Origin of the sequence: Magnetococcus sp. PR-3 (genome assembly GCF_036689865.1) — a bacterium.
GTDB lineage: Bacteria > Pseudomonadota > Magnetococcia > Magnetococcales > Magnetococcaceae > Magnetococcus.
On sequence record NZ_JBAHUQ010000038.1, the window covers coordinates 1 to 24446 of the forward strand.

Sequence of the window (24446 nt, forward strand, 5' to 3'; positions counted from 1 at the left end):
GGAAAAGTCTTAAAAGGGGTTGGGGATTATTAAGGGGAGGCTCTGCCTGCCCCTTAATCGGGTCCGGGCGGGTACGGGGCGAAGCCCTGTGATGTTGAGCTGTTTAAAAAAAGCCCAGCGGCCTGTAAGGCAAGAGATGAAGCCCTGTTTGGTTGATGAATGGGTTGGGTCTGGTCTGCGTTGCTGGGGCGTTGCCCTGGATGATAAGCCGGTTTGGGTGGTTTGTTGGCGGGTTATATGACCTATGTTGTGGGTGGCTGGCCAGCCCTGCATCACCGGCTTCTGTTTGGGCGGTATGGGGCCGGTTGGTGGCTAAGGGGAGCGCATTAGAGTGCTAGATGGAGTAGCCATCCTCAAAGGCGGCGGGCCAATCAATGGACTTTGGGCCATCGGCAAGGGGCTCAACCACCGAAGTTTGGCCTTGGGCATCTTTAAAAACAATTTCACAGGACCAGCCGAAGACATCATGCTCTTCAGGATAGCTGTTGAGATCAATGACCTCCAAGGTGCTGATATCTGCCGCGGAGGGGTGTTCATGCGTCTCGTAGACGGCGCAAGAGAGGGTGCCATCGCCATTATCAAGCTTGGTGGTGGTGATATAGAGGCTCATGGGGTTGCCCTTTTATGGGTTGGCTGTGAAGCGGTTAAGGTTAAAACGGCGCTGTTACACCGATCCTGGATCGGCCTTGTGGTCTATGGTCGCGTTACCAAAACATAAGAGGCCATGATGAGAATAGCCATATAAAAATGGTGATTCACGGTACCAATGGGGTCTGCGGTTGGCTGTGGATGCGCTATTCCGAACCGGGTTTGGGTTTGAGGGCGATGGGCCAAGGTCGGGGGGGCTTTGACTTGCCCTCGCTTTGCCCAAGCTGGCTGCCTGTGGTGGCAAGAAAGACCCGCTACCTGGTTTACGTTCCAGCAGCCCTGGGATGTTGGGGGTGGCTTTGGTGTGGGACGCGGCCACTTTTTTGGCGTGACGAAAGCGATCAAGCTCTGCTCAGGCGGGGTTTTTTTATGTCTAAATTCTGCCGGGAGGCTGAGATGACCTATTTTGAGATGCATGAATTCCACTGTCCCTGCTGTCAGCGGGCGGAGATGGATGAGGTCTTTATTCAACAGTTGGATCATGCCCGTAAGCGGGCGGATACCCCCTTTCACATCACCAGTGGTTACCGATGCAAGGCCCACAATGCCCTGGTGGGGGGGCGGCCTGGCAGCAGCCACACGCTGGGTAAAGCGGTGGATCTACAAGCCGCAGATAGCCGCAGCCGTTTTAATATTATGCGGGGGTTATCCATGGCTGGTTTTAAACGGATTGGCTTGGATACCAAGCGGGGCTTTATCCATGTGGATAGCGATGGGGATAAACCACAAAATGTGCTGTGGGGGTATTGATGCGCTTTCCGGTGGATTTCTATCTTGCGATAACCACGCTGGCGTTGGTGGCGGGGTTTGCGCTGTGGCTTGGTTGGGCCAAGCCATTGTAACCATACCGTTCCCTTAGGCCCTGCGCGTGGCGTTTGGGCCTCTGGTGAGCCAAACCGACGCAGGCGTGTGGTTTGGTTGGGGGCGGCTGCTGTTAAATGGGGTGGTCCCCATCACCACAGGGGCCGTCTGTCGCCGGGTGGCCCTTACTTGGGTCCGCACCCCCTTATCCCTATTTATGCCGATGTTATGGGTTGCCGGAAGGGTCGGTTGGCCACATGGGGTACCGTGGGGCAATCGCCATCGGTGGATGGGCACCCTAGGGCACACGGCAAGGGGGCTTGGTGGAGGAGATGGTGTCTGGCCAGATGAGTTATGTCGTAGGCGTGGGGCGTGGTCACCACCATGGGGATTTTTCTCATGCCGATGGTACAACGCCGCCAAGGGGTCACGCTGCTTAATCCTCCCCGTATGGGGTGTGTGGCAGCATGGCTTGTTTATCACTTTTTGTACCTGCAATGAATGGAAGAACCATGGGTAACAGACGCCGTTTACAGGCTTTTCTTTTTTATGGGGTGGTTGGTGGTATCTACCGCAACGCTCATGTTTTGCTGGCTATGGGTCTGCTCGTGGCTGGTTTTTTAATCTTTAAACCTTAAGGAGTTACACCATGCTGGAACAGATCACAGAAGCGATTTTTGGCTATGGGCCAACCCTGGTTACGTTGGCTTCCATTATCACCGCCACAACCAAGACCCCCAAAGATGAAGGGGCGGTTAAAAGTGTGTATCGCATCATTGAAGCATTGGCCATTGTCACCAAGCGGGTTAAGACATAACCCCCGCTGGGAGGCGGATGATGAGCTTTACACTGACATGGGAAAATCTAAGCTACATGGTGGTTATCCTAACAGCTTTGCAAGCTTTAGCCAGTTGGGTTCTCTCGGCGCTGTTTGTTAAACAGGCAGACTGTAGCAAGCGCCGGGAGGGGTGCCACCTGGCCATTGCCGATGTAGCCCAAGAGACCGAAGCTTCACTGAAACAGGGTGAGATGAAATTTCTTACCTTGGAGAGTGAGCATAAACAGATCTTCTCGGGTATGAACGCGGTGCGCGATGAGCTGGGTGAGCTGAAAAGTGACCTGAAAGAGCGCATGGACCGTATGGAAAAAATGCTGATTGAGCATGTGGTGCAAGGGTAGGAGAGAAAACACAACTTTAGATGTTAACGCCCCCCGTTGATGGGCACAATCCCCTGGCTGATCCACGGTCATTGCCCCAACAAACGGCGATCTCTTGACCGATGCGGACCACAAAAAGGCCGGACGAAGAGATGAGCCGTCGGGCTTGGCAGGGGGGCAGTTGCCCTCTGCAGTGAATGGCCCCTCAAGGATGGATGGGGGATCAGCGGCGGGGGCGGGAGAGATGAGATGAGCTTAACCCTGGCCATTGCTGCCATACAGAGAAGAGAGGAGAGGCTCCATGGCCGGTAAGGTGGAGTATTCTGCAACTGAGATCCAAACCCCATCTGCTCAAGCGCCGAACCCCCAACCCGGCCCGTGTGAGACCGGTCCGGTTGGGCAGAGCGCCGCTCAGGCACAGGCTGCAGCCCCCCCGCACACCTTGGGTGAAGCGGTGTCGGCTGAAGCCATGCGACGGGCCATGAGCTTGACCGAAAAGATGGCCGAAGAGTTGTTGGAGATCACCGATCAAGCGGCGCTCTCCACCGTTGGGGTGGCGCATGCCAAGCTGCGCGTAGAGACCCGTAAATGGTTGATGGCCAAAATGGTGCCAAAAACCTGGGGTGAAAAGCAGCAGGTGGAGCACACCGGTACGGTGGATGTCGGCGGTATTTTGGAGCAGTTAACCCATGAAGCTTCATGAAGCCAAGCAGCTTGGTCAGTGGCTGCATACGGTACAAAACGATCCTCTGGCCTACATAAAACGGGTGTTTCCCTGGGGTAAAGAGGGGCTGCAAGGCTATACCGGGCTGGCCCCTTGGCAACGGCAGGTGGCCGAGCATATTCGGCAGCATCTGCAACAGACCCCCCATCAGCCTTGCCGTATTGCCGTGGCATCGGGTCATGGCATTGGTAAATCCGCTTTTGTCGGTATGTTGCTCAATTGGGCGATGGACACCCTCACCAACACCCGTGGGGTGGTTACCGCCAATACCGATACCCAGCTAAGGACCAAAACCTGGGCAGAGCTGAGTAAGTGGCACAATTTAAACCGGATCTCACCGCTGTTGAACATGCAGTGTCTGGCGGCCAGCCGTCATGCCAAGGGGCGAGAAAAAACCTGGGCGGTACACGCCATACCGTGGAGTGAAACCCACACCGAGGGTTTTGCTGGGCTGCACAACCAGGGCAAACGGATTGTGGTGGTGTTTGATGAAGCCAGTGCCATACCAGACATCATTTGGGAGGTAACCGAAGGGGCGCTGACCGATGCCGATACCCAGATTATTTGGATCGCCTTTGGCAACCCCACCCGTTCCACCGGGCGCTTTCGGGCCTGTTTTGGCAAGTATAAACATCTGTGGCACACCCTGCAGGTGGATAGCCGAAGTGTGCCCCACACCAACAAGCAACAGCTTGAAGAGTGGGTAGAGACCTACGGTGAAGAGAGTGATTTTGTGCGGGTGCGGGTGCGGGGGCAGTTTCCCCGGCAGTCCAGCAGTCAGTTTATTGGGCACGACACCATCCAACAGGCCAGCCAACGTCAGGGGGGCGCATGCAGGCATGATCCGCTGGTGATGGGGGTGGACCCCGCCCGCTTTGGGGATGATCAAATGGTCATTTTTACCCGTAGCGGACGCAACGGCAGGCAGTGGCCAGTGATCAAACGCCGGGGGTTAGACACCATGCAGGTGGCCTATTTGGTGGCCGAGCAGATCCAGCTGCATAACCCGACCACGGTGTTTGTGGATGAAGGGGGGCTGGGGGCTGGGGTGGTGGACCGGTTGCATGATCTGGGCTATCGCCAAGTGGTGGGGGTGAACTTTGGTGCCCGTGCCTTGGACCCCGACCGGTATGTGAACTTACGGGCAGAGATGTGGGGCAAAATGCGTGACTGGTTACAGAGCGGCATGATCCCCAATGATGCCGAGTTGATGGAAGATCTGGCCGCGCCCACCTACAGCTATGCGGGGGAGATGCGTATTCAACTAGAGCGTAAGGAGCAGATGAAAAAACGTGGGCTGGCCTCGCCAGATGTGGCAGATGCCCTAGCCTTGACCTTTGCCTACCCCATTAACCTGACCCCTGCTGAAGGGGGTGCGGGTGTGGTGGGGCAGGACTATGACCCTTTAAGCTGAGAGCACGTTATGAGTTTTTCAACACCCAAACCCCCGGCCATTCCTACCCCACCTGCGCCCATTAAGTATGCCGATGAGCGCTTGCAACAAGCGGGGCAAAACCGGCGTAAGGCGATCACCAGCAAACGGGGCCATCGGGGCTCGTTGCTCACCGGTGCTCAAGGGGTACGTACCAACCCGAACCTGGGGACCAAAACCCTATTGGGGCAGTGATGGAAACAGCGATCCAATACCACAGCAAGCGCTTTGAGGCGCTAAAAAAAGAGCGGCAGAGCTTTGAGTCCAAATGGACCGCCTGTAGTGAGTTGATGATGCCCACCCGTGGCCGCTACCAGATGCAGGATGTCAACCAGGGGGGGGAACGCTTTGGCAATGTAGAGGATGAAACCGCCATGATGGCCAGGCGGGCGATGTCTGCGGGTATGATGGCCGGTATTACCTCCCCCGCACGGCCCTGGTTCCGGCTGATGACCGCCGACCCGGCCATGATGGAATATTACCCGGTTAAAACCTATTTAAATGAGGTTGAGCAACAGCTACGGCTGATCTTTGCTCGTTCCAACCTCTACCAGGTTTTGCCCAATCTTTATGATGAGATGGGGGTGATCGGTACCGGGGCCATGATGATGCTGGAGGATTATGACAGCGTAGTGCGTTTTACCGGGCTGACCCATGGTGAATACTATGTGGCGACCGACTATCGGGGGGTGGTAGATACCCTCTACCGGCGCTACCCCATGACCGTCGGGCAGATCGCCCAACGGGGGTGGATGGAGAACGCCACCGCCCAGGTCAAACGGCTACATGAACGGGGCGAGCAGGATGCCTGGGTTGAGGTGATCCATGGCATTGAACCCAATAAACAGCACCGTCCTGAGCAACCTGGATCTTGGGCTTGGGTGAGTGTCTATTTTCAACCCGAACAAAAAGAGAATCAGTTTTTACATCGCGGTGGCTATGCCCAGTTTCCAGCCTGTGTTCCCCGCTGGAATGTGGCGGGGGGGGATGTCTACGGTACCGACTGTCCCGGTTTTCAGGCATTGCGCATTACCCGTGCCTTGCAGGTTGAGAAAAAAGAGAAATTGGCCGGTATTCAAAAGCAGGTCAAACCCCCGCTCAAAGGGTCTGCAGAGCTAAAGGCGGCCCGCATTAGTCATATTCCGGGGGATATCACTTACTTGCCCCAATCGGCCCTCAAGGGGGCGGTGTTAGAGCCCCTTTATCATGTGCCGCTTAACCTGAATGATCTAACCCGTGAAATTGCCGAATCCCGGCAGATTGTTGAGCATATTTTTTACAAGGATCTGTTCCTTATGTTGGCCAGTTCCGACCGCCGACAGATGACCGCCCGCGAGGTTGAGGTGCGTCATGAAGAGAAGCTGTTAATGCTGGGCCCGGTGCTGGAACGGCTGCACAATGAGCTGTTAGATCCACTCATTGACCGGGTTTTTGCCGTGGCGCAAAGTGCCGGTGTACTGCCGGATCCCCCAGAAGAGCTGGCGGGGCAGGAGCTGCGGGTCGACTATATCTCCATCTTGGCTCAGGCACAGCAGGCGGTGGGTACCCGCGCCATTGAGGCGGTCTATGGCTTTGCCGGAGAGCTGGCCAAGATTGAACCAGGGGTTTTGGATAAGCTGGATGCGGATGAGGCGTTAAGTGCCTACAGCACCATGTTGGGGGCCCCCGCCAATATTCTCCGTTCAGAAGCTTCGGTCAAACAAAAGCGTCAACAGCAAGCGGCACTGCTGCAGCAAACCCAACAGATGCAGCAGCTGCAGCAGGGGGCGGAGATGGCCCAAACCCTGGGGGATGTCGATATGCAGGGGGTGGGCGAGATCGCCCAGGTCCTACAGGGGGCTGCCCATGTTCAGCCATGAGGTCACCCAGAGCCAAGAGGAGGTCATTGAGGGTGATGGCGCCCAGAGCCAGCAACTGCAGGAGGATCTGGCCGTGGTGATCTCAACCCCCCAGGGACGGCGTTTTATCTGGTCTCTGCTGGGGCAGGCGGGTCTGTTTTGCCCCAGTTTTCATGCCGACGCCCTGCACATGGCCTTTGCGGAAGGGGCGCGCAATTTGGGTTTGCAGCTGTTTCAACAGCTCAACCAGTTTCACCCAGAAGGGTATGTGCGCATGCAACAGGAGCAGATGCAAGCCGCCGAGGCCCAGCGTCAACACCAGGCCCTGAGCCGTGAGGATGCCCCCAACAAAGGGGGATAGGGGCAGGGGAGGCATCCCCCGTTGAGGTAAGCACGGTCCGCCAGATTGGGGGGCCTTTTTTTGATGGATGCAGCGGTATGGCAGCCCCTTGGGGCGAGCATGCCTATGACCAAGGCCAACCCCAGCGGTTGGTCTTTTTTGATGGATGCAGCGGTATGGCAGCCCCTTGGGACGAGCATACCTGTGACCAAGGCCAACCCCAGCGGTTGGTCTTTTTTTATGGAGAAAGCCAGATGGAAGAAGCGATGGAAACCGAACACGGAACCCCATGGCAGCAAACAGACCCGAGCACCCCAGAGGCACAAGATAAGGCGCCTGAGCAGACCCCCCTGTATGGGGATGTCGACGGGGCCGATCAGCCTGAGACCACTGCGGATCCCGCGCAAACCTCTGATCCCCAAGCACCCTTGGAGGAGACAGGTTTTACCCCCCCCGAACCCCCAGAGGGCATGCAGCTTAACCCCGAGCAATGGCAGCAGTGGCAAGGGGTGTTTGAGCAGGCCGGGTTGGATCAGCAGACGGTGGATAAGCTCAGCGGTGAGGGGGCCCCTTTAATTCAACAGATGGTGGAAAAAGGGGTGGAAGCGGCCCTGCCAGACGCGGTGATGGCCCAGCGCGTTGCCCAAACCAAAGCCGATATGCAGCAGGTGCAGGCGGATAAAGAGGTGGGCGGACGAGAGATGAAAAAGCACCTGGCCGTCGCGGTTAAAGTCATTGATCGCTATGGCCAGGATGGTCTGGCTGCGGAACTGAAAAAAAGTCTGGATGAGAGTGGTATGGGTAATAACCCGCACCTGATCAAGCTGTTACACCGGATCGGCAAAGCCACGGTGCAGGAGGATGGCTTTGACCATGCGCCGCACCCAGCCCAGGTCACAACCCAATCCATGGCCGATGAACAGTACCCCAATATGTAGGGCACCACGGGGCTAAACCGCCCCATGCCTAACCTTAAACAGTCGTACCCAAACCTGATCACACCAACCACGGGGCTAAACAGCCCAACACGTACCTTTAGGAGAACACCATTATGGCTGAACAGCCCAATAGCTACTTAACCCTGGCCGATCTGTACAAGCGCCAGCAGAACGCCGGGACCAAGCAGTTGGCCAACATCATTAACATGATGGCCAAGGTCAACCCCATCATGGAGGATGTGCCCATTCTAGAGGCCAACTCCGGCAATACCCACAAAACCACCCGCACCATCCAGTTGCCCCAGGTGCATTGGAAAAATGTGGCCGAAGCCACCGAACCGAGTAAATCCGGCACCGAGCAGGTCGAGGATGGCACCGGTTTAATGGAGGCTTGGAGTGAAGTGCCCGACGATCTGGTGAAGATCTCGGCGGATGGTAAAAAACTGCGCCTGGATGAAGCGCAAACCTTTATTGAGGCGATGAGCCAGGAGTTTGCCCGGACCTTCTTCTACGGTTCCAAAAAGACCAATCCCAAGCAGTTTGATGGGGTGTTTACCCGCTTCTCGCAACTGGCCAGCAGCGGGGAAGGGGCGCAAATTTTGGATGCAGGCGGCACCGGCTTGGACAACACCAGTATCTTCCTGGGGGTCTGGTCGGAGCGTAACGGTCACCTGATCTACCCCAAGGGCACCAAGGCGGGCCTGGAACGTAAGGATATGGGGTTAAAGAGCAAGGATGATGGCGGTAAAAAGCTGCTGGTGTGGGAGGAGATGTTCCAACAGCATGTGGGTTTGACCATTCGTAAACCCAACGAGTTCTGCCGTATTGCCAACATCGATGTCAGCGACCTGACCCGAGATGCCTCCTCGGGGGCTAATCTGATGAGTCTGCTGATCGATGCCTACTACCTGCTTAACGCCCGTATGCATGGTGATGCCCGCGCGGTGATCTACTGCAACACCACCGTTAAGCAGTTTTTGCATCACCAGATGATCAATGCCAACGGCAACGTCACCATGGGTATGGATGAGGTGGCGGGTAAAGAGGTGATGAAACTGCTGGAGATGCCCATTCGTGAGTGTGAAGGCATCATCAATAACGAAGCTCAGGTTACCGCCTAAAGGAGGCCACCATGACACTCTATTGCCACAACAGTCTGTTTAGTGAAGATCAGGCGGTCACCACCTCTGGGGCCTCCGACAACCATCTGAACCATACCCACTTGGGGGATCTTGGCCACGGCACGCCGGTACCGCTCTCGGTTCAGGTCACCGAGGACTTTACCGGTTGCACCAGTGTACAGGTTGAGGTGCAGGCCGACGACAACAGCAGTTTTTCCAGCCCCACCACCCTGGCTTCCAGTGGTGCGGTGGCGGTGGCTGAGCTGCTGGCGGGGTACCGTTTTCCCCTTAACGTCATGCCCAGCGGTAGTGGTCAGCAGTATCTACGGCTTTACTACACCGTGGTGGGTACGGCAACTGCGGGTAAACTGACCGCCGGTATCACCGGTGGCAACGGCTCACGCTAAAGGAGCGCCTAACCATGTTATGTCGTGTTATCCGCGCCATCTATATCTATGACAAACTCTACCAACCCGGTGAGCAGCTGACGCTGGAAGCCAGGGATTACGCCAAATATAGCCCCTCCTGCCTGGAGATGGTGCAGCGCGATACCCTGCCCAGCAAAGCTCAGATTGAACAGTTCTGCCAGGTTCGCTATGGGGTGGAGCTGAATAAAAGCTGGGGGTTAGAGCGCATGAGAACCACCCTTCATGGTCTGTTGAGCGGGGCGCTAAGCCCGGCCTCTTTGACCAGTAAAACCACCAAGAAGGAGGCCGACCCCAGCCCTTGATCTAAGGGGGAGGATGATCCCGCTGTGGGGGTGTTTAAGCCCCCACAGTGCTGGGGGCACCTGCTGCTCTATAAAACGATGTTATCACACGTTCTGTTGGTAAGGGCACCCGCTGTAGGGTGCCCTTTTTTTATGGGTCCTGTTGTGAAGGGAAGTAACCATGGCCATACACACCACCACTGCCAATTTGGGCTTGGAACGGGCGGGGCTTAAACCCATGACCCCAGGGGATGGCTCCCCTGAAGATCAAATGATCGCCACCTATGGGGAGAGCTGGGCCAGTGAAATGTTGGCGCTGCACCCCTGGCGCTTTGCCACCCGCGACTGGGACCCCCGTAACCACCCTGATTATGAAACGCTGTTTAGCGTGACCGATCAACACCCGGATTGGGCCTATGAAATTCCTCTGACCAGTGTGCCCTCACTGGTGCGGATCTTGGCGGTGTATGACCCGGCTGATCAACCCATAGAGACCTATGCGGTGATGGTCTCTCCGGGGTATGACAACGTTCAGACCAACTGGGCGCTCTATAGCAACCAGCCCGTGGGGCGCATTCGGGCGGTGTATCTGAATGATGACTACCGCACGTTGGCGCCGCTCTATCAATCGGCCCTGGCGTGGCGTGTGGCTTACGAGGCCGCCATTATCCGCAAAAGTGCCAAACAGGCCACCATTCAGTGGTTGTTCCAGCAGTATCAGCTAACCATGGGGCAAGCCATGGCGGCGGATGCCAACCAAACACCGGAACCTGATCGCTATGCCCGCAATATCTTTAGTGATGCAAAGGGGTAGAACATGGCCTCTATAACCCAACGATCTTACACCGGGGGGGAGCTTAACCCGCTGCTGCACGCCCGTTCGGATCAAGAGAAGTACAGCACCGGCATGGCGCTGTGCCAAAACTTTATGGTGCTGCCCCAAGGGGGGGCGTGTAACCGTCCGGGTATGCAGTTTTTGACCGAGCTTTGGGACCAGGGCAACAGCGCCCGGTTTATTCCCTTCTCCTTCAACACCGAGCAAACCTATGTGTTGGTGTTTGCTCATCTGACCATGTATGTGCTGATGGATGGCGGCGTGGTGTTGGATGACAACAATGACCCCTATGTGTTGACCACGCCCTATGCGGCCACAGAGCTAGACGGCATTGGCTACGCCCAATCGGCGGATGTGCTCTATGTGGTGCACAACAGCCACCCCTTACAAAAGCTGGCCCGTAGTGATCATGCCGACTGGAGCTTAAGCCAGCCGGATTTTATGCCTGTGCAGCAACCACCCGTTATCACCAGTAGCGGTTTTTATGGCAAAAACAACACCCTGGAAACCACCGCGCTGTATGACACCATGACCTACGTGATCACCGCCCTCTCTGAGCAGACGGCCGAAGAGTCCACCGTCAGCGCCAGCTGGGATCAAGATGCCCGTGTGGGGGATAACTGGGCGGCGGGGGAGTACATTAAACTGACCTGGGATGCCGCCAGTGGTGCGGACCGTTACCGCATTTATAAATCCAAAAACGGGGTGTTTGGTTTTATTGGGGAGACTGCAACACTCGCCTTTGAAGATGATCGCATTGAACCGGACCTGACCGATACCCCCCCGGAGCCGGTGAACCCGTTTGACAGTGCCGGAAATTACCCCAGCGTGGTGGGCTTTGCTGAGCAACGCTTGTTGGCGGCTTCCACCGATGACCGTACCCAAACGGTGTGGATGTCCCGCACCGGTCAGTTTGAGAATATGGCCACCTCTAGCCCTTTAAAAGATGATGATGCCATTACCTACACCCTTGCCGGGTTAAAGGTAAATGCGGTGCGGCATATTCTGGCGTTGGATGGGTTGATGATGCTCACCTCCGGTGGGGTGTGGCGGGCCTATGCGGGGGATGGCGGCCCCTTAACCCCCACCACCATTCAGGTGAAAATGCACCACAATATGGGCTCGGCCCAGACCCCGCCTCCCATGGTGATTGGCGATACCCTGCTCTATGTACACAACCAGGGTGGGCGGGTGCTCTCCATGGTCTACGATTACGCCAAAGGGGAGCAGGGAGGCTACCGGCCCAACGACCGCTCCATCCTCTCGGCGCATCTGTTAGAGAACCACACCATTGTGGATTGGAGCTATGCCCAGGAGCCCCACGGTATTTTGTGGGTGGTGCGGGATGATGGCCTGTTGTTGGGCTTTACCTTTATGGATGAACATCTGGTCTACGCCTGGCACCAGCACCCTACCGACGGCATGGTCGAACGGGTTTGCGCCATTGAAGAGGGGGCGGAGCATGGGGTGTATCTGCTGATTAAACGTACCGTGAACGGCCAGGAAAAACGCTTTATTGAGCGGCTGCACAGCCGCACCTTTACCGATCTGAATGACGCCTTTTTTGTAGACAGTGGTTTGAGCTACAGCGGCAGCGCCGTAACCAGCATCAGCGGGTTGGATCATCTGGAGGGGGCGACGGTGGTGGCGGTGGCCGATGGGGGGGTGGTGGAGAACCTGACGGTTAGCGCCGGGGCGATCACCCTGCCCAGTGCTGCCAGTACGGTGCAGGTGGGGTTGCCCTACAGCAGCGCGATTAAAAAACTGCCCCTCAACGGGGGGTATCTGCATGGGGTGAGCAAACAGGTGACCGAGGTGGTGTTGGATCTCTACCAAAGTGCCGGTGGGCGGGTGGCGATTGAGGGGCAGGATAACCAAATTGATACCAGCCACACCCTGCAAAGCTACCAGCAGGTGCGGGTTACCATGCCCGCCAATAATGATCTGATGGCACAGATCTCTATCATCCAAGACCAGCCTTTGCCCATGACGCTGCTGGCCGACAGCCCGGTATTTGACCTTGGACGTTAACGTCATACCCGCCACCCAGGCCCATGTGGATTTTGTGTTAAAGCATATCCGCCCCCAGGATCGCATGGCGGCATGGATCTACACCGGTAAACCCATAGAGCAGGCCCTGCCTGAAACCGTTGCCGCCACACCGGATTGCCACAGTGTGTTGGTGGCGGGTGAGCCGGTGGCCCTGTGTGGGGTGGCGGTGGCGTCCCTGTTGGGTGGGGTGGGTATGCCGTGGGTGTTGGGTACGGAGGCGATGACCCAAAACCCCATCCGTTTTTTGCGCCACAGTCGACGCATGGTGGTGCAGATGCGCCGTGCATGGCCCCACCTGGTTAATGTGGTGGCGGATGATAACACCCCGGTTAAGCAGTGGTTGCAGTGGCTGGGTTTTGAACTGAGCGCGCCTTTTGCCTATGGCAGGGCAGGGCGCATGTTCCGACGTTTTGAAATAAGAGGTGCAGCATGAGTTTTGAGACCATTGGTGCGGCCATCCTTGGATCGGCCGCTGCAGCTGGTGCCGGTAGCACGGCAACGGCGGGTGCGGGTATGGCGGCGTTGGGTTCTGCCACCAGCGTCTTGGGTACGGGTATGCGTATGTTACAGAGCCGCCAGCAGGCCAAATATCAACAACAGGTGGCCAACAACAATGCCACCTTGGCACAAATGAACGCGCAGGATGCCTTGGATCGTGGCCGTCTGGCCAAGCAGAACAAACGTTTGCAAAACCGTGCTTTGGCCGGTAAACAGCGGGCGATGTTAGGGGCCTCAGGGGTGGAGCTGGAGAGTGGTAGCGCCTTGGAGATGCAGGTCGATAGCGCGGAGATGGCCGAGATGGATCTGTTGCAGATCGAGGCCAACGCCCAACGGGAGGCGTGGCGCCATAGTGTCCATGCGGGTCATGAACGGGCCCAAGGCGAGCTGGCGATGATGGCCGGTGCCAACAACGCCACCCAGAGCTTTATGCAGGGTATGGGCAGTCTGCTCAAAGATGGCCGTAAGGTGGCTGATCGTTGGAACCGAAAACAGCCGCCAACCCTGCCTAAACCCACATCAAGGTATTTTTGATCATGCCTATTATTCCTACCACCACCGGATCAACCGTTAAGGCCCAAGCGCTGAACGCACCGGCTCAGCAGATACACGCCCCCGCTGCGGCTTTTGGCCCCCCACCAGAAGGGCTGGAACAGATTGGGCAGTTTTTGCATCAACAGGGGGTGCAGCAAATGGATGAGGCAGCCCAGCAGGCTTGGCAGGCTGATCAACAGCATTTGGCCCATCAAGAGCTTAAAATGGTCGAGCATCTTCAAACCTTGGAGCAGGAGGCTTTATCTCCGCAGGGGGCGGCGGATCATGATCGTAATCCACCGATGGCCGATCAGGTCGATCGGGCGCTTTCCGGGTATGAGGTGGGGTTTAAGCTTGGGGCGACCCGGGCCCAGTTTCAAGACCGTAAAGCCGCCTTGGCCGATGTTTTTAAAAACCGTCTTTCAACCCAACAACAGCAGAGACAACAGCAGGTTGAGACACACACCTTTGAGACCGGTTTGCAGCGGGAGGTACAGACCGCCGTGGCCGCTTGGCAGACCCCGCAAGAGCGGCAACACTGGAGCCGGCAAGCCCTCAAGCGGGTGTTTGACTATGCCCAGCGCTGGGCGCTGCCCCCAAGTTGGGTGGCGGCACAAAAACAGGCCCTCAGTGATGGGGTCTATGGTGGGGTGGTTCAGCATATGTTGGCGCAGGGGGCGTTGGAGGGGGCCCAGCATTTTTTAACCCAGCACCGTGGGCAGATGAGCCAGGAGCAGGGCCAGCAGTTGCAGGATGTGGTGGCGCGAACCGTTCAGCACCAAGCGGTGCAAACTCAGGTGGAAACGCTGTTTATGCAGCATGGGGGCAGTGAAGTCGCCGCGCAAGCAGCGGCCAAGCAGCTGGACCAGGCCATCAGTCAGCCGGTTGCCCAGGGGTTGGCGGTGCGCTATGCCCGTGCGGCTCGCTTACAGGCGCAGGCGGAACGGGAACACTATACCCACGCCATAAACGTGGTTCGCCAAGGTCAGCACCCCGACACCCTGCCGCCAGCGACCTTTCATGCCCTAACCCCGCTACAACGGCAGCAGCTGCAAAGGGTGTATGCCCACCGGGAAGCACAGGGAGATATCACCCTGCCGGAACGCTATGCCGCCGCCTTTTACGCCCTGCGTGATAACCCCGAACAGTTTGAGGCAACCCATTTTGCCGATGGTCTTTCCGATGCAGACTTGCGCTTTTTTGAACAAAAAAAACAGGCGCTGATCTTGGGAGAGGAGGGTCCAGGCCACTTACGCTTTATGCAGGGGGTGGCCCATCTCTCCCAGGCCGAGGGGTTGAGTGCCCAACAGATTGGGCTCTATTTGAAAAAGGTTGCCCAGGAGGTCACCCGGCAGCAGCGTGGTGGGGGGGGCTTAAGTGGAGAGGACCATATGCGTATTGCCCAGGATCTGTATGTAGACCCGATGGTGCAGGCCGAGCTGCAGAGGCACCAACCAGAGGGTGAGACGCCAACAGAGCCGGGTCGGTCTGCCGCAGATCACCCAACGGGATAAAGAACCGCATCAATCGGTTGATGGATCGATGGCTCACCCTTTTGGTGAGCTTTTTTTATGGAGAGAACAGAATGAACGTACACGCGTATAGCATTGGTGGTAAAACCGCCACATTGGTGGTGTCTGACACAACCCAATCCATGAGTATTCCCCAGACAAAGCAGGGGTTTCAACAGGTGTTAATTACCAACAGTGGGGATGCTGTGGTGTTCATGGCGTTGGGTGATGCCACGGTTACGGCAGATAGTGAGGATACCCCCATTCTGCCCGGGAGTGCCCAACCCTTTTCACGGGGAAATGGGGATACCCACCTAGCCGCCATCTGTGCCAGTGGGCAGAGCAGCAACGCCCTGCATGTGACCCCCGGTAAAGGGGTGTAACCATGGCCATGATTCGCCGTTTGGGGCGGCTACAGTTGGGGGGGGTGCTGGGGCAGGGGTTGCCAGCGCCCACCGGTATGACCCTGGCCCTGGGGGCCGTGGTGGGGGTGGAAGATCAGTGGGTGGCGCTGGGGGATGTCACGTTAACCCCCAGGGACCCCGCCCATTTTAGTCAGGTGGATGCCCTGCGTCTGGAGGATATCCCCACCGGGGTGGCGGTGCGCTTGAATGGCGTAAACCAAACCCCCGTCGCTGGGGTGGTGAGCTTGGATCCGGTGGCCGACCTGAGTGAAGCTGGTGGGGTCTATACCCTCGCGGGTCTGGAGCTTCTACCCGCCACCGATGACAACCAGGATTTTACCGTGGTCTTGGCGGTGGAGAGTGAAACCCTAGTGGATGCGGTGCCTGTTGCCCAGACCGATGAAAAGATGGTGACGGTGCTGGTGGCAGCGGCGGCGGATAGCCCAAGCTTGAGTGTGCAGCCTGTGACCCTGCATGTGACACCGGGGCAAAGTGCGCCGTATAGCATCCCGTTGGCGATTACCGCCGCAGCAGGGGCGGTTGGGGAGGTGTTAACCCTGGAGCTATGGAACCTACCCGCCGGGGCGACCCTCTCCGCCGGTACCGAGAGTGGCGGCGTGTGGACCGTGACCCAGGCCCAGCTTGACGGGCTGGCCCTGGTGGTGCCCGAGGGGTTTACGAGTGCGACGGTGGATATTCAAGCCCTCTCAACCGATGGGGTGGATAGCGCGGAGGTGGCCAGCCAGTTTAACGCGGCCATTGTTGTGGGCTATGGGGATGCCTTGGTGTTTGAGGTTACCACCAGCACACCTGGGGAGTCGGTAACCCTTCCGGGGGTGTCCGGCCACAGCTACAGTGTGGATGTGGATTGGGGCGATACCACCCAAACCACCGCCAACAGCTACAATGATGCGGGTTTGACCCACAGTTACGCCACTGCTGGCAGTTATATTGTTCAGCTCTCCGGTACCGCCACCGCCTTGCTCTTTGAAGGGTCATCGGCGCAAAACCAGTTGACCAAGGTGCTCAACCTGGGGGCCACCGGCTTGACCACCATGGGGGCGATGTTCCGCAGCTGTAGCAACCTGACGACGGTTGCGCAAAACGGGGTGGTGAATACCAGCAGCGTCACCGCCATGAACCATGCCTTTGATGGGTGTTCGGGTCTGGTCACCGTCACGGGTTTGGGAGATCTGGATACCGGTGGTGTTGCCAACTTCTTAAGCATGTTCAACGGCTGTTCGGCCATGACCAGCGCCCCGGATACCAGCAACTGGGATCTCTCCGCCGCGACAGATCTACGTTATATGTTCTATGGCTGTACCAACATGGCCACCACCCCGGATACCAGCAACTGGAGCACCGGCAACCTGACCTATCTCGATTACATGTTCTACAACGCATCGAGCATGCCCAGTGCCCCGGATACCAGCGGATGGATCACCAGCAGCGTCACCAGTATGGGCAGCCTCTTCTATGGCTGTAGCAACATGGCCACCACCCCGGATACCAGTGGATGGATCACCAGCAGCGTCACCAGTATGGACAGCCTGTTTAGTGGCTGTGCCAGCATGCCCAGTGCCCCCGATACCAGCGGTTGGAGCTTGGCCGGGTTATCCAGCTTGGCCAGTCTGTTTAGTGGCTGTAGCGACATGGCCACCACCCCGGATACCAGCGGTTGGAACACCAGCACCATCACCAACATGAACAGCCTGTTCAAGGGGTGTTCCAGCATGCCCAGCGCCCCGGATACCAGCGGTTGGAATACCGCTTTGGTGGGGAATATGAGCCGTCTGTTTGAGAGCTGTTCGGCCATGGCCACCGCGCCGGATACCAGCGGTTGGAATACCGCAGGGGTGAGTAACTTCTTGGGGGCCTTCCAAAGCTGTTCCAGTATGGCCAGCGCGCCGGATACCAGCGGCTGGAACACCGCTGGGGTAAGTGATCTGCGTTATATGTTCTTTGGCTGTTCCAGTATGACCAGCGCCCCGGATCTCTCCGGGTGGGATGTGACTTCGGTTCTCTATGCCGATTGGTTCCTAAAGAGCACGCCGGGACTTACCACCCCCGCATACGATGCGCTGCTGCTGGCCTGGAGCGGGCAAGCGTTGCAGAGCGGGGTGAGTGTGGATTTTGGGGCCTCGAACTACACCAGCGGTGGGGCGGCAGAAACCGCCCGCACGGCGATGATTAATGACGATGCTTGGACCATTACCGATGGAGGGGCCGCATGAGTGCGCGTGAAGATGTCATTACCTTAACCGGACCCCAGAGCGGCACCCGCTATTATGCCCTGGTGCATGGCCGCTATCCGGGGGGCTATAAGCGGGTGATTCTGGAGCCAGGGCAGGTGGCCGGTTGCCCTCAGGATGTCGTGGTTAAAAGCTACCAATCCTTGGCCACCCTAGACCGCTACCGGCCGGCACAGACGGCGGATGAGCCATGAGCCTCCTATGCAGGTATGGTTTACACGCGCTGTGGGGGGTTCTGCTGGGTTTGGGGCTGCTGGGGTGCCAAGCCCCGAGCCCCTATCCGGTACCGTTGGGGGACCCCAGCCAACAACCGCAGGTGGGACGCCCCACCAGCCCAATGCCGGGGTGGGAAGCGATGAACAGACGGACGCAAGGCGGGGCGCATGAGCCATAAACCGGTAGAGCAGTTGTTAGCCCGCCTGCACTTTGAGCTTAAAGGGGCTTTTGTCTATGTGCCGGACACCCAGCAGTTTGACCAGCTGGAGCACTGGAGCAGTGATGCCGAGCGGGACCGCATCCTTGCAGACCACCACGGGGTGTTGCATGGGGATTGTGACGACTTTGCCCTGGAGATCCGCCGCCGGGCCAAAGATCAGGGGCTGCCTGTGGATCTGATGTACTGCACGGTACCGTTAGCGGATGGCCAGCGGGGGGGGGCATTTGGTGGGGCATGCGGTGGGGTGGATTGTGGATAACCGCTTTGAGCAGATCCGCAGCTATCAACACAGCTGCGAGCAGGATGGCTACAGCTATGTAAAGATTCTCCCCGCAGGGGCCAAGCAGTGGTTTGACCTGGTGGGGTAGGGGTGCGCAAACCCTTCACAAGTGTACCGTGGGGGCGAGCTCTTAGCCGTGAAGTGTGGCCCCTACACGGCCAAGCCACCTGTGGGAGAGGATCAACCGCAACCAGGCCATGAGGGGCGCTGTTGCGGCGGCCCTTTTTTAATGCCTGACGTGGTTTTATCCAGCCCTAGCGGTGCTTGGCGTCGTAAGGGCCTGTGTTAACAGTTGGTCGAGAGATCGCTTGACCCGTGTTAGCAGAAAGCGGGTTGGGGCCTGCTCTGGGATGGGCTGGGCATATGACGTTGGCTGAGCATCACCCCTTAACCGGTCGGCAGGCACCCTATAACGATGGGTCGGGTGTGGCCCGCTTTCTGTGTAGGCACCAAAGCAGGCCTCTGTGTGACCGCCACGGTGCTGGACTGCTTTGTTCTGAAGGCGGGCTGAGTTAGGATGTAGGTAGGCACGTTAAGCGCATCGATGGTGGCGTATGTGTGGGTCAACGCGGCCAGCTGGTACGATGGTTAGGGTGTGGGCACTCTTTCTGTGAAATCAGTCACCTACGGTGTAGGGTTTTTCAGAGCGCAGGCGAGATAAAAGGGGGAACGGCATGTCCTTTGATGTGCAGACGGAAGGTCGGGTTATGACCATTCAAATTACAGGGGCGTTTGACTATACGCTCTATAGTCGCTTTAAGCGTATTTTTGAGATTGCACCGGATGATATGCAGTACATATTGGATATGGGACAGGTCGACCATATTGACAGCTCCGGTATGGGGATGCTGCTGGTGCTTAAAGAGAGCACAGATGGTCAGCAAGAGCGTGTAAAATTAATCCACACCCCCCTGACCATTCGCGCCATACTGGAGCGTGTGCAGATGCACCATCAGGTTTTAATCCAGTAAAAAAACGTGCCGCTTTTTTGAAGTCGCCTAAAAGCCTAGCTGTGGCCCCAGCCCCATTTTATGGGGGCTGCTCACGGGGCAACCGCACAGCCAACCCCAAATTTAGACCATGGGGAGGATTTAAGGGTGGACCAAGGGTCGGCTCTCCATGGGGGATATGCCTGATAGGCCGGTTGGGGCGGGTTTATTTAATGGTAACCTGCTTGTCTAACTGCATGGCCAGCAGGAGCTTGCGCACGGCATCGTTAGGGTTGAGCAGGGTTAACCCTTCCTTAATGTTTTCACAGCGCTCTTTAAGCACCAGCAGCATGCCAAAGCCAGAGCTATCAATATGCTCTACTTTGTCTAGATTCACCCGAAAACGGGACCCTGGCGGGGCAGACTGATAGGCCATGCGGAAATCCTGTAACCGCGTGTGGTTGAGATCGCCTAAAATGGAGATGGTGTAGAGATTGCCATTTTTTTCGGTGGTGATGGACACGAATGAACACTCCATACGGTTAAACAGAGGGCAGAGATTTTACCCCCATCGCATCTTCAGGGTTCAGTACGGCTGTCTGTTCAGCTGGAACCTCATTTAGGAGTCGCTGGATGGCCGGACAGTTCCCTAAAAACTCTAAAATCTATAGGTGTTGTCTAAAAAAGGATGGCGTCGAATGTCGGGGGGGATAAAAGCGTGCTTGCTGCCTGACAAGGCCAGGAGGGTGGTGTATGATGAGCACCTTAATAAAGTATGGGGTAGGCCCTGTGCGGATGTAAGGGCACACCATTTTGGAGAGACGTATGGAATGGATTGCAGTGGCTGATATAATGCCCCCTGAAAAAGTCTGGATCGTCATGACCGACTGTAAGCAGTTTTGGGTAGAGCATGCCGATAACAGCAAGTATATCGAAGCGATTATTGAAGCAAGAAAACCCACCCACTGGGCACCCCTTGCCTTTCCCAACAGCGAAGATAAAAGAAAAAATATCTTTGGTGATGTACAGAATGATGCGCTGTATAAATACCAGTACAAATGGTAGTGGTTTAAACCCGCCTGTCGGTTTGTTGCTCTTCTTCTGCTTGATCTCTCTGTTTTCCCAATCCGCTTACCCTTACAACGTCGGTCGTGTGCCCCCGAAGCTGGGCCAGATCGTCGGGCGCCCCTGTTAGGTGTGGGGCGGTGGTCTTGGGCTTATGCTCTGTTTTTTTATGGGGTTGGCCACGTTCTAGGCAAACGTATAATCCCTCTTATACCGTGCATGGCAATGGGCGGTGTTTGCGTGTTAGGGGGGCGCACATCTTTGCGCCATGCCCCAGGGGATGCTTGCAACACACCTTAAAGGGGGCATGGACGGTTTGTCTCCCAGGGTATGGGGGCCGTTTTAAGCTGGGGTGGGGTTAGCTTTTATTGAAAATAGCTTGTTTGGAGTTGATGGTTTTAAACTGAATGGAAGCTGCTTTGCCACGACAGAGGTCGCACAAGAAGGTGAGCTTCTGACTGTCGGTTTTTACCTTAGTCCCACACATGGTACAGGTGCGCTCATCTTTATGTACCTTTTTCCGATTCATGATGACCTCTTCCCTTTCACTCTTTTAGATACAGCGTTTGTTCCGTCGGCTGATCCCCTGGGGGGTAAGGCCCTGTAGGGGGAGCTTAGGCTCCTTTTGCCGATGCCGGTGATTTCTCTTCAGTATAAAACGGCATTAAAGAATAAAAGTTTGTACTCTAAATAGAGGCTGTTTCAGAAAAACCATTAACATGTTACATGGAATTCACATAGAGTTCCAGAGTTGTCTGTGGATCTATTTTCTTCTATGGGTATCTTATCTATATCTTAGGTAAAAGCACCAGTTAGTCATGGTGCTTTCTCGTAAAGATATGTAAAGAAAGCTAAATATCTGTTATTCCTGTGCTGTCATATCTATGAGGGGTATCTGTAAAAAAAATGATAGGTCACGATGCTTGTTTCCGTGCGAATGTTGAAAATACCCAAGAAATAGACTTCTGTTAACATGTTGTTAATAGCATTTACATGTCGACACCTGCTATGTGGCCGTGGTGACAAAATGGTTGCGATAAAAGGTTAAAAAAGGCATGAAAAAGAGCGCTAGCAGCTGGCTGTCAGTCTAAGGTGATGTCTTTATAGGGTTTAGAAACCACGGTTTAGATCGGGCCGTCGATGGTACGGCTTAGGTAGCGGCATGGAGGTCAGGTGGTTTAGATCGGGCTGTCGATGGGGCGGCTTAGCTGGCGCCATTGAGGTCAGGTGGCTTAGGTCGGGCCATCGATGGTGCGGCTTAGGTGGCGCCATTGAGGTCGGGTGGCTTAGATTGGGTTGTCGATGGGGCACCATGGAGGTCAGGTGGCTTAGATTGGGCCGTCGATGGTGCGGCTTAGGTGGCGCCATTGAGGTTGGGTGGTTTAGATCGAACGATTGAGGTCAGGTGGCTTAGATTGGGCCGTCGATGGTGCGGCTTAGGTAGCGGCATGGAGGTCAGGTGGCTTAGATCGGGCTGTCGATGGGGCGCCATTGAGGTCAGGTGGTTTAGGCAACGCGGTTTAGATTGGGCTGTATGGATCGCAGGGGGAGGATCTGCTCGGGAGGTTGTGGCGTCCTGGGTCTATGCTCACCTTGGCCATGGAGGTGGGGTCCCATGGCCAGGAAGAGGGCACAAAAAAGCCGAGCCCACACAGGGTGAGCTCGGCTTTGAATCGGCTGGGTATGATCAGGCCAGTTTGTCGGCGGCCACCCAGTATTTGGGATCTTTATCCAAGTTTACTTCGACCAAATCCCCCGCATCCGCCAGTAGATCTTGGCACTCAGGGCTCAGGTGACGCAGCTTCAGATCCTTCCCTTCATTCAGGTAGCGGTTGGCCAGGGTATCAATGGCCTCAATGGCGCTGTGGTCCATGACCCGAGAGCCATAAAAGTCGATCACCACCCGGTCGGGATCTTTTACAGGATCCAGACGGTCCAGCAGCCAGCCGGTGGAGGCAAAAAAGAGCGGGCCTTCCAGCTCATAGACTTTGGTTTCGGTATCGTCAATGTAGGCGTGTACACGGATCTGACGGGCATGTTCCCAGGCAAAGACCAGGGCGGAGACAATCACCCCCACAATAACGGCAATGGCCAAGTCGGTTGCTACGGTCATGCCGCTGACCAGGATCAGGACAAACGCGTCGGTTTTGGGAATACGTCCCATAATACGGAAGCTGGACCACTCAAAAGTGCCAATTACCACCATAAACATCACACCGGTCAGTGCGGCGATGGGGATCATCTCAATTAAGGAGGAGGCAAACAGAATAAACATCAGCACCATGATCCCTGCGGTAATCCCCGACAGACGGCCACGCCCCCCGGATTTTACGTTGATCATGCTCTGACCGACCATGGCGCAACCGCCCATACCCCCAAAAAAACCGGTGACAATGTTGGCCACACCCTGACCCACACACTCCCGGTTACCCCGGCCCCGGCTTTGGGTTAGCTCATCAATCAAGCTCATGGTGAGCAGAGATTCGATCAAGCCAATGGCGGCCAGAATAATGGAGTAGGGCAGGATAATATACAGGGTCTCCAGGTTGAGGGGCACCATGGGAATGTGGAACTCAGGCAGACCCCCTGCAATAGAGGCCATATCCCCCACAGTGCGGCTATCCACACCCAGGCCGATCACCAGCAGTGACACAAAGATAATCGCCGCCAGGGCTGAGGGGATGGCTTTGGTGAACTTTGGCAGCAGGTAGATAATGGCCATGGTCAAACCAACCAGCCCCAGCATGGTCCAGAGCGGCATACCCCCAAGCCACTGGGAGGCGCCTGTGGCATCCTCTATCTGAAAGCTTTTAAGCTGGGCCAAAAAGATGACAATGGCCAGACCGTTCACAAAGCCCAACATCACCGGGTGGGGTACCATACGGATAAACTTACCCAACCGTAACCAGCCCACGGCGATCTGTATAACCCCCATGAGCAGCACGGTCGCAAACAGGTACTCAATGCCATGTTCGGCCACCAAGGCAACCATAACCACAGCCAGAGCACCCGTCGCACCACTGATCATACCAGGGCGGCCACCCACAATGGCGGTGATCAAGCTGATGATAAAGGCCGAGTACAGACCCACCAACGGCTCTACACCCGCCACAAACGCAAAGGCCACCGCTTCTGGCACCAGCGCCAGCGCAACGGTCAGGCCACTAAGAAGATCATTTTTGGTGCTGCTGCTGTTATCATTTTCCAGCAAACGGTTCATCAATGAGCGGCGTTCGGCATCGGCATTGGCCAAAATTTGGCCGACACGCTTTTGCGTGCCCTCATTATATTTTTGCAGTAGTTTGGCAAACACAAAACACCTCAAGGCCCATGGTTAGGCGGAGAATGGCTGGTAACCTGACGGCTGGATGATCGTGAAACATAGACGCAGGGTGTGCAGCAGGTTGGCGATGCGCGTTACAACTGGGTAGCCTCAACGTGTGTGGACTGGCCGGTAAGGATCGCAAGAACAGAGGCTGGATTCTAGCGGGTCCCATGCATAGGTCAAGCTTTCAATTGTAGGTAGGTGGGATTTTCCTGATGAATAGGTTTATCCAGGCGCCCCCTTATATAAAAGAAGTCGGACCCTTGGGCGAGCCGGTGGATTGTACTTAAACGGGGCGCCGTGGACAGGGCCCATTCAGTCCTGAACTAGAGATGCCAACGGGGCTATGGACAGGGCTGGTTCAACCCCGGTTGAGGTTCCAACAGCGCTGTGGAGAGGGCCGATGTAGCCCTGAGCAAGAGATGTTAACGGCGCTATGGAGAGGGCCAGGTTTACCCCTGGATCGCATTTTCAGCCAAGGGCGGGCTGGGGTTCAAACTCTCCTGCCATGGCCTGTGGGGGTTTGGATCTTTGCGTAATCGGTTCTGAGTATGGATAATCCATGCTCTGACTGTCATGGTGGATCATACCCTGGCGGGGTGTGATCGTTATCAGG

Annotated in this window: 28 protein-coding genes; 24 read left to right on the top strand and 4 right to left on the bottom strand. The window is 56.4% G+C overall.

Annotated elements, in window-relative coordinates:
- Window positions 1-334: 334 nt before the first annotated feature.
- A complete protein-coding gene (locus tag V5T57_RS17680; RefSeq protein ID WP_332892580.1) occupies window positions 335-610 on the bottom strand; it encodes a hypothetical protein in 276 nt (91 codons plus the stop codon).
- Between the two features lie 407 nt (window positions 611-1017).
- On the opposite strand from V5T57_RS17680, the gene V5T57_RS17685 reads away from it, so the two are divergent.
- The 23 genes from V5T57_RS17685 (at window position 1018) to V5T57_RS17795 (ending at window position 19482) form a co-directional block, all read left to right on the top strand.
- On the top strand, window positions 1018-1398 hold the full coding sequence (locus V5T57_RS17685; RefSeq protein WP_332892581.1) for a D-Ala-D-Ala carboxypeptidase family metallohydrolase: 381 nt from the start codon (window positions 1018-1020) through the stop codon (window positions 1396-1398).
- 563 nt (window positions 1399-1961) lie between these two features.
- Window positions 1962-2087, top strand: coding sequence for a hypothetical protein (locus V5T57_RS17690; RefSeq protein ID WP_332892582.1), 126 nt, complete (start codon window positions 1962-1964; stop codon window positions 2085-2087).
- An 11-nt stretch (window positions 2088-2098) separates the two neighbouring features.
- Window positions 2099-2266: a hypothetical protein gene (locus tag V5T57_RS17695; protein ID WP_332892583.1), complete on the top strand. Its 168-nt coding sequence runs from the start codon at window positions 2099-2101 to the stop codon at window positions 2264-2266.
- Between the two features lie 20 nt (window positions 2267-2286).
- Window positions 2287-2628 carry a hypothetical protein gene (locus V5T57_RS17700; RefSeq protein WP_332892584.1) on the top strand — a complete coding sequence of 114 codons (342 nt, stop codon included), beginning with the start codon at window positions 2287-2289 and terminating at the stop codon, window positions 2626-2628.
- Window positions 2629-2908: 280 nt separating this feature from the next.
- Entirely contained in the window at window positions 2909-3310 is a 402-nt protein-coding gene (locus tag V5T57_RS17705; protein ID WP_332892585.1) for a terminase small subunit-like protein, read from the top strand.
- Window positions 3297-4745, top strand: a complete 1449-nt coding sequence (locus V5T57_RS17710; RefSeq protein ID WP_332892586.1) for a terminase — start codon at window positions 3297-3299, stop codon at window positions 4743-4745. The genes V5T57_RS17705 and V5T57_RS17710 overlap by 14 nt, the downstream gene beginning before the upstream one ends.
- A 9-nt stretch (window positions 4746-4754) precedes the next feature.
- Entirely contained in the window at window positions 4755-4958 is a 204-nt protein-coding gene (locus V5T57_RS17715; RefSeq protein WP_332892587.1) for a hypothetical protein, read from the top strand.
- Window positions 4958-6622: a portal protein gene (locus V5T57_RS17720; protein ID WP_332892588.1), complete on the top strand. Its 1665-nt coding sequence runs from the start codon at window positions 4958-4960 to the stop codon at window positions 6620-6622. Before V5T57_RS17715 ends, V5T57_RS17720 begins: the two co-directional genes overlap by 1 nt.
- Complete coding sequence (locus V5T57_RS17725; RefSeq protein WP_332892589.1) at window positions 6609-6962, top strand: Bbp19 family protein; 354 nt, start codon at window positions 6609-6611, stop codon at window positions 6960-6962. Before V5T57_RS17720 ends, V5T57_RS17725 begins: the two co-directional genes overlap by 14 nt.
- 77 nt (window positions 6963-7039) lie before the next feature.
- Complete coding sequence (locus tag V5T57_RS17730) at window positions 7040-7879, top strand: hypothetical protein (protein WP_332892590.1); 840 nt, start codon at window positions 7040-7042, stop codon at window positions 7877-7879.
- 113 nt (window positions 7880-7992) lie between these two features.
- Window positions 7993-9000 (top strand): major capsid protein, encoded by a 1008-nt coding sequence (locus V5T57_RS17735; RefSeq protein ID WP_332892591.1) that lies wholly within the window; start codon window positions 7993-7995, stop codon window positions 8998-9000.
- Window positions 9001-9011: 11 nt separating this feature from the next.
- On the top strand, window positions 9012-9407 hold the full coding sequence (locus V5T57_RS17740) for a Bbp16 family capsid cement protein (protein ID WP_332892592.1): 396 nt from the start codon (window positions 9012-9014) through the stop codon (window positions 9405-9407).
- Between the two features lie 14 nt (window positions 9408-9421).
- Complete coding sequence (locus V5T57_RS17745; protein WP_332892593.1) at window positions 9422-9730, top strand: hypothetical protein; 309 nt, start codon at window positions 9422-9424, stop codon at window positions 9728-9730.
- A 160-nt stretch (window positions 9731-9890) separates the two neighbouring features.
- Window positions 9891-10523, top strand: a complete 633-nt coding sequence (locus V5T57_RS17750; RefSeq protein ID WP_332892594.1) for a phage connector family protein — start codon at window positions 9891-9893, stop codon at window positions 10521-10523.
- Between the two features lie 3 nt (window positions 10524-10526).
- On the top strand, window positions 10527-12575 hold the full coding sequence (locus V5T57_RS17755) for a phage tail protein (RefSeq protein WP_332892595.1): 2049 nt from the start codon (window positions 10527-10529) through the stop codon (window positions 12573-12575).
- On the top strand, window positions 12565-13029 hold the full coding sequence (locus V5T57_RS17760; protein WP_332892596.1) for a hypothetical protein: 465 nt from the start codon (window positions 12565-12567) through the stop codon (window positions 13027-13029). Before V5T57_RS17755 ends, V5T57_RS17760 begins: the two co-directional genes overlap by 11 nt.
- On the top strand, window positions 13026-13628 hold the full coding sequence (locus V5T57_RS17765) for a hypothetical protein (RefSeq protein WP_332892597.1): 603 nt from the start codon (window positions 13026-13028) through the stop codon (window positions 13626-13628). The genes V5T57_RS17760 and V5T57_RS17765 overlap by 4 nt, the downstream gene beginning before the upstream one ends.
- A gap of 2 nt (window positions 13629-13630) precedes the next feature.
- Complete coding sequence (locus V5T57_RS17770) at window positions 13631-15142, top strand: hypothetical protein (RefSeq protein WP_332892598.1); 1512 nt, start codon at window positions 13631-13633, stop codon at window positions 15140-15142.
- A 71-nt stretch (window positions 15143-15213) separates the two neighbouring features.
- Entirely contained in the window at window positions 15214-15522 is a 309-nt protein-coding gene (locus V5T57_RS17775) for a hypothetical protein (protein WP_332892599.1), read from the top strand.
- 2 nt (window positions 15523-15524) lie between these two features.
- Entirely contained in the window at window positions 15525-17777 is a 2253-nt protein-coding gene (locus tag V5T57_RS17780; RefSeq protein WP_332892600.1) for a BspA family leucine-rich repeat surface protein, read from the top strand.
- Window positions 17774-17989, top strand: a complete 216-nt coding sequence (locus tag V5T57_RS17785) for a hypothetical protein (protein WP_332892601.1) — start codon at window positions 17774-17776, stop codon at window positions 17987-17989. The genes V5T57_RS17780 and V5T57_RS17785 overlap by 4 nt, the downstream gene beginning before the upstream one ends.
- Before the next feature lie 189 nt (window positions 17990-18178).
- Window positions 18179-18490 carry a hypothetical protein gene (locus V5T57_RS17790; protein ID WP_332892602.1) on the top strand — a complete coding sequence of 104 codons (312 nt, stop codon included), beginning with the start codon at window positions 18179-18181 and terminating at the stop codon, window positions 18488-18490.
- Between the two features lie 695 nt (window positions 18491-19185).
- Window positions 19186-19482: an STAS domain-containing protein gene (locus tag V5T57_RS17795; RefSeq protein WP_332892603.1), complete on the top strand. Its 297-nt coding sequence runs from the start codon at window positions 19186-19188 to the stop codon at window positions 19480-19482.
- Between the two features lie 184 nt (window positions 19483-19666).
- Here V5T57_RS17795 and V5T57_RS17800 read toward each other — a convergent pair whose 3' ends face one another.
- The gene (locus V5T57_RS17800; protein WP_332892604.1) at window positions 19667-19963 is read right to left on the bottom strand and encodes an STAS domain-containing protein; all 297 of its coding nucleotides are present in this window, start codon (window positions 19961-19963) and stop codon (window positions 19667-19669) included.
- A gap of 302 nt (window positions 19964-20265) precedes the next feature.
- Between V5T57_RS17800 and V5T57_RS17805 the strand changes: the two genes are divergently transcribed.
- Window positions 20266-20505 carry a hypothetical protein gene (locus tag V5T57_RS17805; protein ID WP_332892605.1) on the top strand — a complete coding sequence of 80 codons (240 nt, stop codon included), beginning with the start codon at window positions 20266-20268 and terminating at the stop codon, window positions 20503-20505.
- A 358-nt stretch (window positions 20506-20863) separates the two neighbouring features.
- Here the strand turns inward: V5T57_RS17805 and V5T57_RS17810 are convergent, their stop codons facing one another.
- Together V5T57_RS17810 and V5T57_RS17815 are read right to left on the bottom strand one after the other, a co-directional pair.
- Entirely contained in the window at window positions 20864-21034 is a 171-nt protein-coding gene (locus V5T57_RS17810) for a hypothetical protein (RefSeq protein ID WP_332892606.1), read from the bottom strand.
- A gap of 1158 nt (window positions 21035-22192) precedes the next feature.
- Window positions 22193-23725 carry a SulP family inorganic anion transporter gene (locus V5T57_RS17815; RefSeq protein ID WP_442918237.1) on the bottom strand — a complete coding sequence of 511 codons (1533 nt, stop codon included), beginning with the start codon at window positions 23723-23725 and terminating at the stop codon, window positions 22193-22195.
- Window positions 23726-24446: the final 721 nt, after the last annotated feature.

Bases quoted from the DNA above. Each gene is read 5' to 3' on its own strand.
- V5T57_RS17680 (WP_332892580.1), bottom strand. From the start codon at position 610: ATGAGCCTCTATATCACCACCACCAAGCTTGATAATGGCGATGGCACC.
- V5T57_RS17685 (WP_332892581.1), top strand. From the start codon at position 1,018: ATGTCTAAATTCTGCCGGGAGGCTGAGATGACCTATTTTGAGATGCAT.
- V5T57_RS17690 (WP_332892582.1), top strand. From the start codon at position 1,962: ATGGGTAACAGACGCCGTTTACAGGCTTTTCTTTTTTATGGGGTGGTT.
- V5T57_RS17695 (WP_332892583.1), top strand. From the start codon at position 2,099: ATGCTGGAACAGATCACAGAAGCGATTTTTGGCTATGGGCCAACCCTG.
- V5T57_RS17700 (WP_332892584.1), top strand. From the start codon at position 2,287: ATGAGCTTTACACTGACATGGGAAAATCTAAGCTACATGGTGGTTATC.
- V5T57_RS17705 (WP_332892585.1), top strand. From the start codon at position 2,909: ATGGCCGGTAAGGTGGAGTATTCTGCAACTGAGATCCAAACCCCATCT.
- V5T57_RS17710 (WP_332892586.1), top strand. From the start codon at position 3,297: ATGAAGCTTCATGAAGCCAAGCAGCTTGGTCAGTGGCTGCATACGGTA.
- V5T57_RS17715 (WP_332892587.1), top strand. From the start codon at position 4,755: ATGAGTTTTTCAACACCCAAACCCCCGGCCATTCCTACCCCACCTGCG.
- V5T57_RS17720 (WP_332892588.1), top strand. From the start codon at position 4,958: ATGGAAACAGCGATCCAATACCACAGCAAGCGCTTTGAGGCGCTAAAA.
- V5T57_RS17725 (WP_332892589.1), top strand. From the start codon at position 6,609: ATGTTCAGCCATGAGGTCACCCAGAGCCAAGAGGAGGTCATTGAGGGT.
- V5T57_RS17730 (WP_332892590.1), top strand. From the start codon at position 7,040: ATGGCAGCCCCTTGGGGCGAGCATGCCTATGACCAAGGCCAACCCCAG.
- V5T57_RS17735 (WP_332892591.1), top strand. From the start codon at position 7,993: ATGGCTGAACAGCCCAATAGCTACTTAACCCTGGCCGATCTGTACAAG.
- V5T57_RS17740 (WP_332892592.1), top strand. From the start codon at position 9,012: ATGACACTCTATTGCCACAACAGTCTGTTTAGTGAAGATCAGGCGGTC.
- V5T57_RS17745 (WP_332892593.1), top strand. From the start codon at position 9,422: ATGTTATGTCGTGTTATCCGCGCCATCTATATCTATGACAAACTCTAC.
- V5T57_RS17750 (WP_332892594.1), top strand. From the start codon at position 9,891: ATGGCCATACACACCACCACTGCCAATTTGGGCTTGGAACGGGCGGGG.
- V5T57_RS17755 (WP_332892595.1), top strand. From the start codon at position 10,527: ATGGCCTCTATAACCCAACGATCTTACACCGGGGGGGAGCTTAACCCG.
- V5T57_RS17765 (WP_332892597.1), top strand. From the start codon at position 13,026: ATGAGTTTTGAGACCATTGGTGCGGCCATCCTTGGATCGGCCGCTGCA.
- V5T57_RS17770 (WP_332892598.1), top strand. From the start codon at position 13,631: ATGCCTATTATTCCTACCACCACCGGATCAACCGTTAAGGCCCAAGCG.
- V5T57_RS17775 (WP_332892599.1), top strand. From the start codon at position 15,214: ATGAACGTACACGCGTATAGCATTGGTGGTAAAACCGCCACATTGGTG.
- V5T57_RS17780 (WP_332892600.1), top strand. From the start codon at position 15,525: ATGGCCATGATTCGCCGTTTGGGGCGGCTACAGTTGGGGGGGGTGCTG.
- V5T57_RS17785 (WP_332892601.1), top strand. From the start codon at position 17,774: ATGAGTGCGCGTGAAGATGTCATTACCTTAACCGGACCCCAGAGCGGC.
- V5T57_RS17790 (WP_332892602.1), top strand. From the start codon at position 18,179: ATGAGCCATAAACCGGTAGAGCAGTTGTTAGCCCGCCTGCACTTTGAG.
- V5T57_RS17795 (WP_332892603.1), top strand. From the start codon at position 19,186: ATGTCCTTTGATGTGCAGACGGAAGGTCGGGTTATGACCATTCAAATT.
- V5T57_RS17805 (WP_332892605.1), top strand. From the start codon at position 20,266: ATGGAATGGATTGCAGTGGCTGATATAATGCCCCCTGAAAAAGTCTGG.
- V5T57_RS17810 (WP_332892606.1), bottom strand. From the start codon at position 21,034: ATGAATCGGAAAAAGGTACATAAAGATGAGCGCACCTGTACCATGTGT.
- V5T57_RS17815 (WP_442918237.1), bottom strand. From the start codon at position 23,725: ATGAACCGTTTGCTGGAAAATGATAACAGCAGCAGCACCAAAAATGAT.